The organism is Aeromonas sp. s3, from assembly GCF_040907805.1.
GTDB lineage: Bacteria > Pseudomonadota > Gammaproteobacteria > Enterobacterales > Aeromonadaceae > Aeromonas > Aeromonas dhakensis.
In genome coordinates this window covers 319,126-332,178 of sequence record NZ_JBFOCQ010000027.1, presented here as the reverse complement: position 1 = coordinate 332,178, position 13,053 = coordinate 319,126, and the positions used below count along the sequence as shown (strand labels likewise).

15 protein-coding genes are annotated in these 13,053 nt (G+C 64.3%); 5 read left to right on the top strand and 10 right to left on the bottom strand.

The annotated features are described in order from the left end of the window. Positions 1-52: 52 nt before the first annotated feature. Positions 53-469 carry an N-acetyltransferase gene (locus AB5Y98_RS14520; RefSeq protein WP_017783668.1) on the bottom strand — a complete coding sequence of 139 codons (417 nt, stop codon included), beginning with the start codon at positions 467-469 and terminating at the stop codon, positions 53-55. 96 nt (positions 470-565) lie between these two features. Beyond that, entirely contained in the window at positions 566-883 is a 318-nt protein-coding gene (locus AB5Y98_RS14515) for a hypothetical protein (protein WP_005308203.1), read from the bottom strand. 330 nt (positions 884-1,213) lie between these two features. Between AB5Y98_RS14515 and AB5Y98_RS14510 the strand changes: the two genes are divergently transcribed. Both AB5Y98_RS14510 and AB5Y98_RS14505 read left to right on the top strand, forming a co-directional pair. Next, the gene (locus AB5Y98_RS14510) at positions 1,214-2,143 is read left to right on the top strand and encodes a sensor domain-containing diguanylate cyclase (protein ID WP_124250496.1); all 930 of its coding nucleotides are present in this window, start codon (positions 1,214-1,216) and stop codon (positions 2,141-2,143) included. Positions 2,144-2,578: 435 nt separating this feature from the next. Then, positions 2,579-3,853 (top strand): amino acid permease, encoded by a 1,275-nt coding sequence (locus AB5Y98_RS14505; RefSeq protein WP_024942174.1) that lies wholly within the window; start codon positions 2,579-2,581, stop codon positions 3,851-3,853. A 63-nt stretch (positions 3,854-3,916) separates the two neighbouring features. Here the strand turns inward: AB5Y98_RS14505 and AB5Y98_RS14500 are convergent, their stop codons facing one another. Next, on the bottom strand, positions 3,917-4,555 hold the full coding sequence (locus AB5Y98_RS14500) for an exopolysaccharide biosynthesis protein (protein ID WP_005308210.1): 639 nt from the start codon (positions 4,553-4,555) through the stop codon (positions 3,917-3,919). Between the two features lie 213 nt (positions 4,556-4,768). On the opposite strand from AB5Y98_RS14500, the gene AB5Y98_RS14495 reads away from it, so the two are divergent. Further along, on the top strand, positions 4,769-5,389 hold the full coding sequence (locus AB5Y98_RS14495; RefSeq protein WP_368232153.1) for an outer membrane beta-barrel protein: 621 nt from the start codon (positions 4,769-4,771) through the stop codon (positions 5,387-5,389). Positions 5,390-5,394: 5 nt separating this feature from the next. Further along, entirely contained in the window at positions 5,395-5,931 is a 537-nt protein-coding gene (locus AB5Y98_RS14490) for a GNAT family N-acetyltransferase (RefSeq protein WP_368232195.1), read from the top strand. Here AB5Y98_RS14490 and AB5Y98_RS14485 read toward each other — a convergent pair. Next, entirely contained in the window at positions 5,912-6,217 is a 306-nt protein-coding gene (locus tag AB5Y98_RS14485) for a monooxygenase (protein ID WP_017764631.1), read from the bottom strand. The genes AB5Y98_RS14490 and AB5Y98_RS14485 overlap by 20 nt on opposite strands. Positions 6,218-6,338: 121 nt before the next feature. On the opposite strand from AB5Y98_RS14485, the gene AB5Y98_RS14480 reads away from it, so the two are divergent. After that, positions 6,339-6,704: a winged helix-turn-helix transcriptional regulator gene (locus AB5Y98_RS14480; RefSeq protein ID WP_368232152.1), complete on the top strand. Its 366-nt coding sequence runs from the start codon at positions 6,339-6,341 to the stop codon at positions 6,702-6,704. Here AB5Y98_RS14480 and AB5Y98_RS14475 read toward each other — a convergent pair. The 6 genes from AB5Y98_RS14475 to AB5Y98_RS14450 form a co-directional block, all read right to left on the bottom strand. After that, the gene (locus AB5Y98_RS14475; RefSeq protein ID WP_368232151.1) at positions 6,701-7,135 is read right to left on the bottom strand and encodes an N-acetyltransferase; all 435 of its coding nucleotides are present in this window, start codon (positions 7,133-7,135) and stop codon (positions 6,701-6,703) included. The genes AB5Y98_RS14480 and AB5Y98_RS14475 overlap by 4 nt on opposite strands. 125 nt (positions 7,136-7,260) lie before the next feature. Next, entirely contained in the window at positions 7,261-7,833 is a 573-nt protein-coding gene (locus AB5Y98_RS14470) for a hypothetical protein (RefSeq protein WP_005308223.1), read from the bottom strand. Positions 7,834-7,961: 128 nt separating this feature from the next. Continuing rightward, the gene (locus tag AB5Y98_RS14465) at positions 7,962-8,999 is read right to left on the bottom strand and encodes an acyltransferase (protein WP_368232150.1); all 1,038 of its coding nucleotides are present in this window, start codon (positions 8,997-8,999) and stop codon (positions 7,962-7,964) included. 176 nt (positions 9,000-9,175) lie between these two features. Then, positions 9,176-9,796 carry a PepSY-associated TM helix domain-containing protein gene (locus AB5Y98_RS14460; RefSeq protein ID WP_368232149.1) on the bottom strand — a complete coding sequence of 207 codons (621 nt, stop codon included), beginning with the start codon at positions 9,794-9,796 and terminating at the stop codon, positions 9,176-9,178. Positions 9,797-9,861: 65 nt separating this feature from the next. Then, on the bottom strand, positions 9,862-11,904 hold the full coding sequence (locus tag AB5Y98_RS14455; RefSeq protein ID WP_368232148.1) for a TonB-dependent receptor: 2,043 nt from the start codon (positions 11,902-11,904) through the stop codon (positions 9,862-9,864). A gap of 227 nt (positions 11,905-12,131) precedes the next feature. After that, positions 12,132-13,043 (bottom strand): ABC transporter substrate-binding protein, encoded by a 912-nt coding sequence (locus AB5Y98_RS14450; RefSeq protein ID WP_005308231.1) that lies wholly within the window; start codon positions 13,041-13,043, stop codon positions 12,132-12,134. Between the last annotated feature and the right edge of the window lie 10 nt (positions 13,044-13,053).

The window sequence follows — 13,053 nt, the reverse complement described above, 5'->3', positions numbered from 1 at the left end:
TTGAGTGCCTGTGCACTCAACCCTCTTCTCATTTCAGCCCTGCTGGCAGGGGTCAGGACTCCATCTTCCTCAGAAAATAGGTGGTATGCCCGGGTGGCATGTCCGGCAGCTCGCCAAAGACCTGGTAACCCTGCTTCTGGTAGAAGGGCAGCGCCTGGAAGCTGGTGGTTTCCAGATGGAAGTTGCTGATGCCCTTGCTGCGGGCGTACTGCTCCATGGTGGCGAGCAATCGACCGCCCCAGCCATCCTGGCGGATGCGCTCGTCAATCCAGAGCCAGTCCACGTGCAGCCAACCCCACTTGAGGTCGGCGGTGATGCCGCCGTGCACCTTGCCCGCTTCATCCTTGATAAAACTGGCGATGTGCTCGCGCAGGTGGGTGCCGGCCTGGCTGATGTTGTAGCCCGACAGGCCGATGCGCAGCGCGTCGACATCCTGCTCGGCAGGGGGTTGGGGCGGGGTCAGGTGCATGGTCTCTCCAGAACCGGGTAAAGGGCCTCTATCAATAACCGTTCAGACTCAATCTGGTCAAGCTATTGCCCCTTCCCGGCTGCCGCCGGCCCGGCGTCACAGCTGCGGGAAGTAGCAGGCGGCCATGTCGACCGGGTGATCGGGGCTGCCGGGCAGGTAGAAGTGCCAGCCCGCATCGGTGAAGGCGCGCAGCTCGCTCTCCACGAACTTGAGGGCGAGGCTGAGGGCCTGCAGGGCATCGACGCCATAGATGAAGGTCTTGTTGCCAAGGCCGTCGAGCTTTACCTTGCAGCGCCAGTCGCCGCCGGCGGACTTGGGGTCCGGCTCGGGGGCTCCGATGGCAATCTTCACGGTCAGCTGTTCTCCCTCGATGCTGATGGCATCGAAGCGCGCTTTCACTATGGCTCTCTTCATCTGGACGATCCTTTTCCGGGGCCGGCGTCTGCCTGGCCGGGCTGATGGGGGGTGAGTCGGCCGGGAGGGCAGACTCAGGAAGGTCAGCCTAATGGATGCAGGCACCGCAGACAACGGGCGCAGCGGCGGCTTGTGAGGTGGCTTGAAGATCCATGATTGCTGCTCTTTTGATCAGCGGGTGGCGGGGCAAGCGCTATTTTCCCGCATTGCTTGATGCGCATCCATGAATGGCCGGATTCGCTGCTGGTTCGGCGCCGCGCCCGGCATGATAATTGGGGCAGGCGGCCAGCCCGGCGTGCGCCTCTCGTCCCCCGGATCCAAGGAAACCGCATGGCACTTTCGGTCGAGCAATTATATGAAGTGATGGCCCAGCTGCCCGATCCCGTCTTCATCCTGAGCGAAGACGGCTACTACATCGAATACATCGGCGGGGTGGAGCAGCAATCCTATCAGGATGGCAACCCGCTGGCGGGCAAGCGACTGGCCGATGTGCTGCCCGCCGACATGACCCGCTGGGTGATGGATCAGGTGACCCTGGCGCTGGATTCGGGCCAGGTGCAGGTGGTGGAGTACGAGCTGGCGGCGGTGGAGGTGGAGGGGATCGACGCCTCGGTCGGACCGCAGGGGATGCAGCGCTTCGAGGGCAAGATTGCCCCGCTGCCCTCCCGCTATGACGGCAAGCGGGCGGTGGCCTGGGTGACCCGCAACATTACCGGCCAGCACGAGCTGCAGCAGCGGCTCAAGCTGCAGAGCGAAACCGACCAGCTGACCGGCCTCTACAACCGCCGCTATTTCTTCGAGCACTGCCGGCAGCGGCGCGAGAGAGAGGCCCCCTGCAGCCTGGTGATGCTGGATATCGACCACTTCAAGCAGATCAACGATCGCTTCGGCCATCAGCAGGGCGACCGGGCGCTGCAGCGCTTCTGCGACTGCGTGGCCGCCCAGCTGCGGGCGGACGATCTGTTCGTGCGCAGCGGCGGCGAGGAGTTTCTGATCCTGCTGCCCGGCATGAGCGAGCCGGATCTGCAGGCGCTGGCGGAGCGGATCCGGGCCGCCGTGGCGGCACTGCCGGCGGATCCGGTGGCCTTTACCGTCAGTCTGGGCACCACCCTGGTGCAGCCGGGGGAGGAGATCAACCAGGCGCTGGCCCGCGCCGACGAGTGGCTCTATCGGGCCAAGCGGGCGGGTCGCAACCGGGTCGCTCACTGCCCTGCGGGTGGCCAGCGCAAGGGGGCAAAACAGGGGAAGCCAACCCCCTGATATATGGCGACAGGGCCAGAATCAATATATCGGCAGCGGCCGGAGCCATTCATTGCATAATTGGCTGATATTGCCGGGCTGATGCTGTTAATATTAACGGGCACTCTCTGGCCTTATTCAAGTTGTTGAGCAACTCATCGAGGTTTTGTCGTTATGTTATCAGACGGAGCTGAATTGATTATCTTGAGGCCAAAATGACACATCTTATTTCCTTTTGAAACAAGCTGATTCAAACAGTCATGAATTATTAACCTTGACCTTTATGGCGATTTCAACGATGGTAGCGTGGCATCCCCGTTTCCTCTTGGTGATCATGTTGATCGCAGGCGGGCTTGTTTTTTCTACGATCCGGTCGATATGCCGCGGCATGTCGCCACGCCTAATTACACGGGCCAATAAAATATAAGATGACAGATTAATAAGGTGTATATCGCAATGAGTGTTGCTATTGCTGAGAAGAGTAATTCCGCATCAAAGTTGAAATGGGAGAAAAGTGATTCGGTATGGACCATGGGCTTATATGCCACTGCAGTCGGTGCCGGTACACTGTTTCTCCCAATTACCGTTGGCAGTAATTCGCCGGTTATTTTGCTGTTTATATTATTGATGGCATTTCCGCTTTCTTATTATTCCCATCGGGCATTGAGTCGTTTCGTATTATCCAGCTCTCACCGGGAAGGGGATATTACCCACGTGGTGGAAGAGCACTTCGGTGCGCGGGCAGGCAAGCTGCTGATGCTGGTCTACCTGATGGCCTTCTACCCCATCATTCTGGTCTACAGCATCTCCATCACCAACGCGATCCAGAGTTTTGTGGTGCACCAGCTGGGCAATGCCGAGATCCCGCGCGGCCTGCTGGTGCTGGGGGTAATGCTGGGGCTGCACCTGGTGCTGCTGGCGGGCAAGCAGATCGTGGTGTCGGCCATCAGCGTGCTGGCCCTGCCCATGGTTGCCTTTCTCATCGGCCTCTCCATCTATCTGCTGCCCCAGTGGAGCCTCTCCTACTTCAGCGAGAGTCAGGGGGTGGACTGGCGTGATCCGGCGTTCTGGAAATCCCTCTGGCTGATCGTGCCGGTGATGGTGTTCTCCTTCAGCCACGCCCCCATCATCTCCTCCTTCAGCGCGGCGCAGAAGAAGCGCTGTCAGGCGAGCGCCGACCAGCGCGCCAAACGGATCATCAAGTGCAGCAGCCTGCTGATTTGCGGCAGCGTGCTGTTCTTCGTGGTGAGCTGCGTGATGAGCCTGAGTCAGGCCGAAATGGCGCAGGCCCGCATCGACAATATTTCGGTGCTGTCGGCGCTGGCGAACAAGTTCTCCAATCCGCTGATCGCCTATGTGGGGCCGCTCATCGCCATTCTGGCCATGTCCAAATCCTTCCTCGGCACCTCCATGGGGGTGAGCGAGGGGACGGTGAGCATGGTGAACGGTGCCTGTCAGGGGCTGGGGCTGTCGCTGCGTGAAGCGACCATCGCGCGGGTCTCGTCGGTCATCCTGTTCGTGGTGACCGGGGTCATCACCTACTTGAACCCGAACGTGCTGGAGATCATCGAGAAGGTGAGCGGGCCGCTCATCGCGGTGATCCTGTTCCTGCTGCCGGCCTGCTCCATCTATCGTCTGCCTGCCCTCCAGCGTTATCGCGGGGCGAGCACCCTCTTCGTGCTGGTGATCGGGCTGCTGGCCATCTCGGCCCTTATCTACGATCTGCTGTAACGGCGGATCCCGCACAAGTCAAAAAGGGCGACCATCTGGTCGCCCTTTTTCTTTGGGTAGCCGTTAGCCGAACAGGGTGGAGACGCTCTGGCCGGCCATCAGCAGGCCGATGGCCAGGGCGCTGAACCAGACCAGGGTGGCACTCACCAGCAGGTAGCCGCTGGCGACGAACAGGCCGTCGCGCTGCAGCATGCCGATGGCCAGCAGCAGGATGGCCCAGGCCGGCATGGCGTTGGTGAAGGGGATGGCCCCGAGCGGCAGCATCAGCAGCAGGGCCGCCAGCATGATCAGCAGGCCGTTGCAGCGGTTGATGGTGCTGCTGCCGGTCAGCAACAGCAGACGCGGGCGGATGAAGCGGTCGATGCGGGCCAGCAGATCCGCCCCCTTGTGCAGGGTCGGCTTGAGCTGATCGGCGGCGAAGCGGCGCTCCATCAGGATGGCGGGCAGCCAGGGCACCCGGTTGAGGGTGATGCCGATGCCGATGAACAGGATCAAGAGGCCAAAGGGGGTGCTGACGCCGGGAATGGAGACCGGCAGCAGGAAGGGGACGGTGAGCAGCACGCAAAACAGCAGCATGCCCTGTTCGCCGACCAGGGCCAGCATCTGGCGCAGGCTGATATGGCTATCCTCGATGGCGTGAGCGGTGGCCCGCAGGGTGTCGGAGAGCTTGTTCTGGGGGTCGTTGAGTTGCGCGGCAACCATTCCCTGTGTCCTTCTGGTGAGTGGCACCGGCCCACCATGAGCCGGTTGCCGGCCAGCATACGGGGCAGAGGTTAATCGGGGATGAATAACGGGCGGGACGGCCGAGTGTGATCCTTGCGGCGAAAACGGCGCGATACAGGCTGGGTTTAGGATAGGGGCCAGGGGGCTCTGATATGCTTGACGGGCACTGGTGCAGCGCACGGAGGAGCCGTGATGAAACGAGCAGGGATCATGATGATGGGGCTGTTGTTGCCGCTGGGGCAGGCCTGGAGCGCAGAGGAGGAGGCCGCCCCCGGCTGGCAGGTGACGCCGTTCTTCGGTTACAGCTCGGCCATCGACTTCGAGGCCAATGACGACCCCCAACCGACGCCTGTCGCCACCCGGCTGGAGTCCTTGCAGGGGGAGCGCTCCGGCAGCTGGGGCCTGTTCATCAGCAGGGAGGTGGACGACCCCGGCATGATAGAGCTGCTCTACAGTCACCAGTCCACCCGGCTCTCCCCCGATCAGCCGGAGCGGTTGACGGTAGATACTCTCCACTTCGCCGGGGCGCTCACCCTGTCGGACAACCTGATGGCCCCCTATATCGGCGCCGGGATCGGGGCGACCCGCTTCGCCGCCTACGACAGCGACATCGCCCCCTCCATGTCGCTGGCGCTCGGGGTGCAGCCGCGCCTGACCGAGCATCTGGCGCTGCGGGCCGAGGTGCGCGGTTATGGCGCCCTGGTCAACGACAACAGCCAGTTTCTCTGCAACCCGGACCAGTGCGTGTTCAAGGTGCGCGGCGAGCTGGTGACCCAGTGGCAGGCCAATATCGGCCTGACCCTGCGCTTTTGAGCCCCTTGCATGGCGGCGCCGTGCCGCCCCTGCCTCATGCACTGCCTTCGCTGTCGACCCCGCGCTTGCTGCTGCGGGCGTTTGATGCCAAAGACAGTGCCGATCTGTTCGCCATCTACGGGGATCCCCTGGTGATGCGTTTCGTCGGCGAGCCGCCGTTTCCCACCCTCGCCACCGTGGCGCAGATGTTGGCGAGCGTGGAGCGGTTGCTGGCTGCCGGCGAGTCGTTGGAGTGGGGGCTGGTGGCGCGCGACAGCGAGCGCCTTATCGGCACCTGCGGCCTGCACAGCTTTGCGGGGGATGCCGGTCTGCGCCAGGCAGAGGTGGGCTGCATGCTGGCTCGCCGACATTGGGGAGAGGGATGGATGGCAGAGGCGCTGACCGCCTATGCCCGCCAGCTCGGCCTTGCCACGCTGCTGGCGGATATCGAGCCGGACAATCTGCCCAGCCAGCGGCTGTTTGAGCGGCTGGGCTTTGTCTGGCAGCAGGATGGCTGCTACCGCCTGGCGCTGGGCGAGGGGATCACAGCAGACCGCGGGTGAGGCGGCTGAGGGGCTCGTTGACGTCGAACAGCTTGAACTGCACTGCGCTGGCGCCCATGGCGAGCACCCGTTGCTCGTGCATGGTGGCGTAGGCGAGGGCGCTCGCCTCATCCTCGAACAGATAGATGCCACCCGCCTCGCCGGTGCGCGGGTTTTCGGTCCAGATCTTGGAGATGAAGCCCGGCTCCCTGGTGATGGACTCGGCCAGCGGCATGGCCGCGCTCGTGAGGGCCGGCCCCATCAGCTCGGCGGGGAAGTTGAAATGGATCTGCAGCAGGCTGGGCATGGTGCACCTCTCGTGGGTGTTGATTGACGGAATCCGCATCATAGGAAGCCGGCAACTTGGCTGCAAGAAGGCACATTTTCGTGGCATAGTTACCGCAAAGTAACCACTCGCGAGCCATCCCTTGTCCTCACTGCACTGTCCCGCCTACCGGGTGCTGCGCCTGCTGGCCGGCAAATGGAAACCGGCCATCCTGTTTCATCTGCGCGCGCAGACCCTGCGCTTTGGCGACCTGCGTCGCAGCCTGCCCGAGGTGAGCCAGAAGGTGCTCACCGCCCAGCTCAAGGAGCTGGAGAGCGACGGCGTCATCATCCGCACCCTCTACCCGGACGTGCCGCCCCGGGTGGAGTACAGCCTGAGCCCGCTCGGGGTCGCCCTGATCCCCCTGCTCCAGCAGATGCACGACTTCGCGCTGAGCCACGGCTCTCTGCTGGCGCAGAGCGAAGCGGGGGTAGCCCGCGCCGACCCCCATCCCGCCGAGCGCCGTTAAGCTTGCGCCGGCCAGACCATTACCCACTCGGCGCAGCCGGTGTGGGGATCCACGCTCTCGGCCGCCACCTGAAATCCTTGCGAGCGATAGAAGTCACACGCGTTCCGGTTCTGCTGATAGACCTGCAGCCGCAGGGTCGGCAACTGCCCCTTGGCGTGCTCGAGCAGGGCCTTGCCCAGCCCTTTCCCTTGCTGCGCGGGGGCCACGAAGAGGGCGGCCAGGGAGCCCTCGTGCAGGGAGTAGAAGCCAAGCAGCTGGTCATCCAGGCAGAGCACCTGGCTGTCGGCGGCGGGCAGGTAGATCTCCCGCATCGGCGCCAGGTTGGCGTGCCAATAAGCGGGCTCGATGAAGTGGTGGGCCTGCAGGGAGGCTTCCAGCCAGATGGCGAGGACGGCCTCGGTGTCGGCCGGGGTGAAGGGGCGTATCTGCATGAGTGTCTCGTCTGGATTCGTCAAAAGAGGGGCATGGTAGCAGCACTGGCTCTGCCGTCACCCGCCAGCGGGCAAAAGTGGAGCCCTCGTAACAAAAAAGGCGACCCTCAGGTCGCCTGTTGCCGTTAGCCGGCGTAGGGGAGGGAGGAGTGGTGCAGCACGATGCGCACCTTGCCGTCGTCCCCCTTCTTGAAGCCCCAGGTCTTGTCGACCGTGGTCTGCTTGTTGTCTCGGTCGGTCAGGTGCACCTTGCCCATGGTGAGGGCCATGTCGCCGTTGATGTAGACGGCGGCATTGCTGTAGTCGTAGCTCTGCCAGTTCTTGAGGGCAAAGCCGCTGTCGGCGGGATAGGCCTTGTTGTTGCCGACGAAGTAGGCCAGCGCCCCCTCCCGGTTGATGCGAAAGGTCTGCTCGCCGCCGGCCAGGGTCGGCTTGAACAGTACCGGCCCCTGAGCGTAGCCGTAGGCGCTGTCGAGCACGGCGCCGGCGGTGGCCCTGGCCTTGTCGATGCCGCCGCTGCGGTAGTCGTCGCTGATCTGGATCAGGGCCTTGCCCCAGGCATCCTGGGCGGCCTTGATCTCGGCTTCGGTGATGTTGTTGTTGGCGATTTCGGCGGCGCTGAGGGAGCCGCTGGCGGCGAGCAGAACGAGGACAAGGCCGGCTTGCTTGGTAAACAGGGTCTTGGTGAACAACGTCATGGGATGATGACTCCTGGGTTGGCGTTTAAGGAGTCCCGGAGTTTATCTATCAGCGATGAATAAAAATTGAACCCATCATTCAGCCTCGAGTGGGGAGGGATCTGCCTCCCTCCCATCCTCTATTCCCCTCAGCGGGCCCGCAGCAGCCAGCGACTGACCGCCCCCAGCGCCAGCAACCGGTAGCAGAGCAGGGAGAACGCCAGCAGCGCCGGCACCTTCAGCAGCTCCCACCACACCAGCTTGCCCTGGGGGCCGAAGATCATCAGCCACACCACCAGCATCATGTGCAGGCAGTAGAGGCCCAGCACCTTGGGGGCCTGGCGTTCGAGCCAGCTGCCCTTGCCCCAGCCCGGGTTGGCCAGCAGCAGGCCGAACAGCCCCAACGCCCAGGGGAGCGAACCCAGCAGGAAGTCGTGGCGGTTGAGGGGCACGGCGGCCAGGTGCAGCAGGCCCCAAGCCTCTAGGGCGTAGAGCCCCATCCCGGCCGCCATCAGCAGGGTGCAGCGCCTGGCGTCCGGCTGCCAGACGCGCAGGCGCAGCTCGGCGCCGAGGGCCACGAACAGCAGTGAAAAGAAGGGGCCGTTGCGGGTCAGCAGGGCCCACTCGCCCCCCAGCAGCGGTGGGCCATAGGAGCCGCCGAGCAGGGCCAGCCCGTAGAGCAGAGCACCCAGCAGCAGGGCTAGCCGGGGCAGACGGGCCTGCTGGCAGAGCGCCAGGATCAGCACCGCCAGCATCAGGGCGGGCAGGAACCAGAGGTGGATCATGCCGCCCACCCACCAGACGTTGAGCGGATCCCCCAGCTGCATCTGCCACTGGCCTGCCATGGCTGGCAGGTAGCCCTCGCTCACCGCCGCGAGCGGGTTGAAGGGGATCAGCAGGTAGAGCAGGCTCCACGCCAGCCAGAGCCCCAGCAGGGGGCGGCAGTAGCGCAGCGCCACAGTCAGGGGGTGGCCTGCTGCGAGGGCGGGTTGCAGAAAGTAGCCGGCGCAGAGGAAGAAGAGCGGTACCGCGAAGCGGCAGAGCTGGTTGATGATGGCCCCGAGCAGGGGGTAGGGCGTGCCGTCCCACAGGGTGGGATCGAAGGGGTTGCTGAAGGGGGATAGGTGAATGGTCATCACCGCCAGGATGGCCACCACCCGTCCGCATTCGATGCTGGAGATGCGCATGCTGCCTCTTGCCGCTGGGATTGAGGGCGCACCCTAGCAGCTGCGGGCGGCCCCCATCCAGCCGCCAGGCCGGCAACTGTGAACCCCATCGGCGGCCGGTTACCCTTTGTTACCCGAAGTGCAGGCAAGGTTACCGCCGCCGAGAGGCCGATCCCGTTTTGCCGTCGGTAAAGGCGCTAGAGCAGGGCCACCAGTACGGTGACCAGGGCGCCCAGCAGCAGCAGGGCGATGCCGCGGGCGGCCGTGCCGTGCAGCTTGTTCCACATCAGCAGGCTGGTGAGGGCCAGCAGCAGCATGGCCAGCGCCGCCAGATCCCCCACCAGCTGCCACGGCAGGCCGGTGCCCATGCCACGGTGCAGCCGGTTGAGGCTGGCGGCGAAGTTGGCCTGCTGCAGTTCGGTGCGCACCAGCAGGGTGCCCGCAACATAGCTGGCGGCCACGCTTTCGCTCAGGGTGACGCCGCGCATCTCCCAGCGGGCCGGCAGGGTGAGCGGGCCGTCGGGGGTGGGCAGGGTCTGGGGCGGGGTGAGCTGGACGCGCCCCTCCTCGAACCCTGCTGCATAGCGTTGTTGCAGCAGGCTTTTCAGCTCATCCGGGCTGGCCAGCGGCGCGCTCAGTACTATCTCTTCACTGGATTTATCGGTGTGGGGGCCGGGCAGCGGCAGCACGGCCCTGTGTTGCAGCCAGAGGCCGGTGAGGCCGTAGAGCAGCATCAGGGTGAGGGTGGCAAAGCCGGCCCAGGCGTGGATGCGGCGCACCCACTTGTTGTTGTGCAGGGGGAGTTTTCTGCGTCTCATTGCTCGGTGCTTCATAAAAATCTGGCCAGCAGGAGCTGGCCAGAGGGATCGGGAAAAGGGAGGGATCAGAAGCGGTAGGCGGCGCTCAGATGCAGCTGACGGGGTGTGCCCGGCATGATCTGGGAGGCGCTGGTGGCGCTGACGAAGTAGTCGTGATCGGTCAGGTTCTCCACGCTCAGCTGGGCTTCCCACTGCTGCCAGCGGTAGCCGGCCCGGGCGTCGAAGCGGGCGTAGCCGGGCAGGGTGGTGGTGTTGGCGTTGTCGGCGAAGCGATCGCCCACCGCGGTCACCCCGGTCTCGCCAAACCAGCCCTGCTTGCCGCTCTGATAGCCGGCGAACAGCTCGCCGTTCTGGCGGGAGACATTCATCGGCCGCTTGCCTTGCAGATCGGCATCCGCCTTGACCTGTTCGGCATCCTGGATGGCGATGCCGCCGCGCAGGTAGAGCTCGTCGGTCAGCTGGGCGCGGGCGCTCAGCTCGATCCCCTCGGTGCGCTGCAGACCGGTGAGGATCACCTTGGTGGGATCCAGCGGATCCTTGCTGCGCTTGTTGTACATCTCCAGCCGGTAGAGGGAGAGGGTGGTCGCCAGCCGGCCATCCAGCCAGTCGCTCTTCACGCCGCCCTCGTACAGCCGGGTGTGCTGAGGATCCAGGTTGTTGTTCTTGTCGCCCGGGGTGATGCCGATAAGCTCGCCGCCCACCGGGGTGAAGGTCTTGCTGTAGGAGGCGTAGAAGGCGTGCTCCTCGATCGGGTTCCACACCAGGCCCAGGCGCGGGCTCAGGCTGGTGACCGAGACGGTCTCCTCCTTGTTGAGGTCGTTGCGGCGGCTGGTGACGGTGAAGTCGTCGCGGCGCAGACCCGCCAGCAGGTGCCAGTCGCCCAGGCTGAGCTGATCCTGCACATAGAGGCCGTAGCCACGCACCTTGTGGTTGGCGTCGCTGGAGAGTTTCATGGCGCCATCGTAGGTGGGCAGGGAGCCCGGATCATAGAGGTTGCCGGCCGGAATCGCGGTGGCGTTCTGGTAGAGCTTGGGGGTGCGCTCCTGCCAGTTCTGCTCGAAGCCCACCAGCAGACGGTGCTCGATGGGGCCGGTCTGCAGCTGGCCTTCGGCCTCGGTGTTGCTGATCAGGCTGTTGGCCTTGAGATCCTGTTGCCAGCGGGCGCGGGTCACCTGATCCCCCTTCACGCTGGTGACATAGGTGTTGTCGAACTGGCTGTCGAGGCTGGTGTAGCCCAGCTGCTGGCGCAGTTGCCACTGATCGTTGATGTCCCAGGTGAGGCGCGAACGGGTGGACTGGGCCACATCGTCGATGAAGTCGCGGCGGGTATCGCTGTAGACATACTCCTTCGGCACGTCGGCCGGGCGGCCGTTGACGCCGGGGATGCCGCGATCCGGGGTGCGGTCGTGCTCGTTGCGCTCGTACTGCAGCAGCCAGTTCAGCTTGTCGTTGATCTCCCAGTTGACGGAGGGGGCCAGCAGGGTGCGTTTGCTGGTCACGCCGTTGCGAAAGCTGTCCTTGTCTTCCTGAGCCAGGTTGAGGCGCACCTGCACCTGCTCACCCGCTTCACCGTTGAGATCGGCGGCCAGCCGGCGGCTGTCGAAGCTGCCGACCTGGGCGCTGACGCTGGACTCCAACCCTTTCTGCGGTTTCTTGCTGACCCGGTTGACGATGCCGCCTGTGCTGCCACGGCCGTAGAGCACCGCCGCCGGCCCCTTGAGCACTTCGACCCGCTCGGTGTTGCCAAGGTCGCGGGTGTACTGCATGTCGTCGCGAAAACCGTCCAGATAGAAGTCGTTGCTGGCGCTGAAGCCGCGGATGTTGACCCCGTCGAAGCGGGTGTCACCGCTGGCGTTGACGCCGGGGATGCCGGTCAGGGCTTCGCTCAGGGTGGGCTGGCCGAAGGCGGTCAGCTCGCTCGCCTTGACGCTGTCGATGGCCTGCGGCACCAGCTTGGCCGGGGTGTTGGTGCGGGTCGCGGTGGCGACCTCTTCATGTTGGCTGCGTTTGCCGACCACTGTCATGGTCTCGTCTTCGGCGTGTGCGCCGGCGCTCAGGGCCAGCAGGGCGACACTCAGCAGAGTGCGCGGGTGGTGAGGTGTGTGCATGTTGCGTGTTGACTCTTGAAGAAGCGACCTGATGGTCTGAACTTGTTGATTTATTTGTAATTATTTTGTTCTCTCTCATTTGAGAGGATGCTAATGATATTGATTTTCATTAGCTGTGCAATAGAAACATGTTTTGACGATGGGGCTGGGTATCGGATGGCTCGCCTTGCCGGCAGAGCGCCCTGTCGGCAAGGCGGCGGGAGGAGAGAAGGAAGAGGGGAAAGGGCTCAGTGGTCGGCGGCGGCGGGGGCGATCCCGGCCAGCTGTTTGCCCAGCACCAGCCGCGGCGCCGGGTCGGTCTGCAGCGGGATATCCTGCAGCGGGGTGCCCTGCAGGTTGCGGTGGATGATGTTGGCCGCCATCCGGCCGAGGGCCTGATAGCTGCTGATGGTGCCGATGGTGCAGCCGTGCTCCACATAGAGCTCGGCGCTGCAGATGGTGGGGATGCCCGCCTCGTTGAGGGCGGCCAGCAGCTCGGGGGCGATGGAGAGCAGGTAGCTGTCGGCGGCGAGAAACACGATGCTCTCTTTGGCGTCGCGCTGCAGCCGCTTGAGCTCGTTGGCCAGTCGCCGCTTGTCCGGTGCGATGCGCCAGGTGGTGAGTTCCCACTGGTAGCGCCGGGCCTCGCGCAGCAGCATCTCGCCGGTCAGCAGGGTGTTCTGCTCGCGCGGGTTGAACGGCAGCAGCAGCCCCTTGCTGGCGGGCAGATAGCGGCGGGCGTTGGCGAGCTGCAGCGCCATCGGCACCATGTTGCTGGTGCCGGCCACCATCCGGTTTTCCGTCTTGTCGTCGGACAGGAAGCCGGCCCCGACGGGGTCGGAAACTATGCTGAAAATCAGCGGCTTGCGGTTGCCCACCAGGCTCTTGACCATGGCCGTGGCGGTGGTACCGAAGCAGTAGATGTAGTCGTAGTCGGCGAGGGAGGGCAGCAGCTGCTGGCGCAGCAGGGTGGCCAGCGCGGTTCTGTCCTGATTGGCGTTGAAGGTGACGAAGGTAGGGTGATGACCGAGCCGGTTGAGCTCGTCGCGAAAGCCGCGCTCGGCGTCCGTTTCGCCGCGCCACAGCACCATGGCGATGGTCAGCGCCTGAACGGGCAGGGCGCAGAGCAGGCAGCAGCAGATGAGCAGGCGTAGCGGCATGTTGATCTCC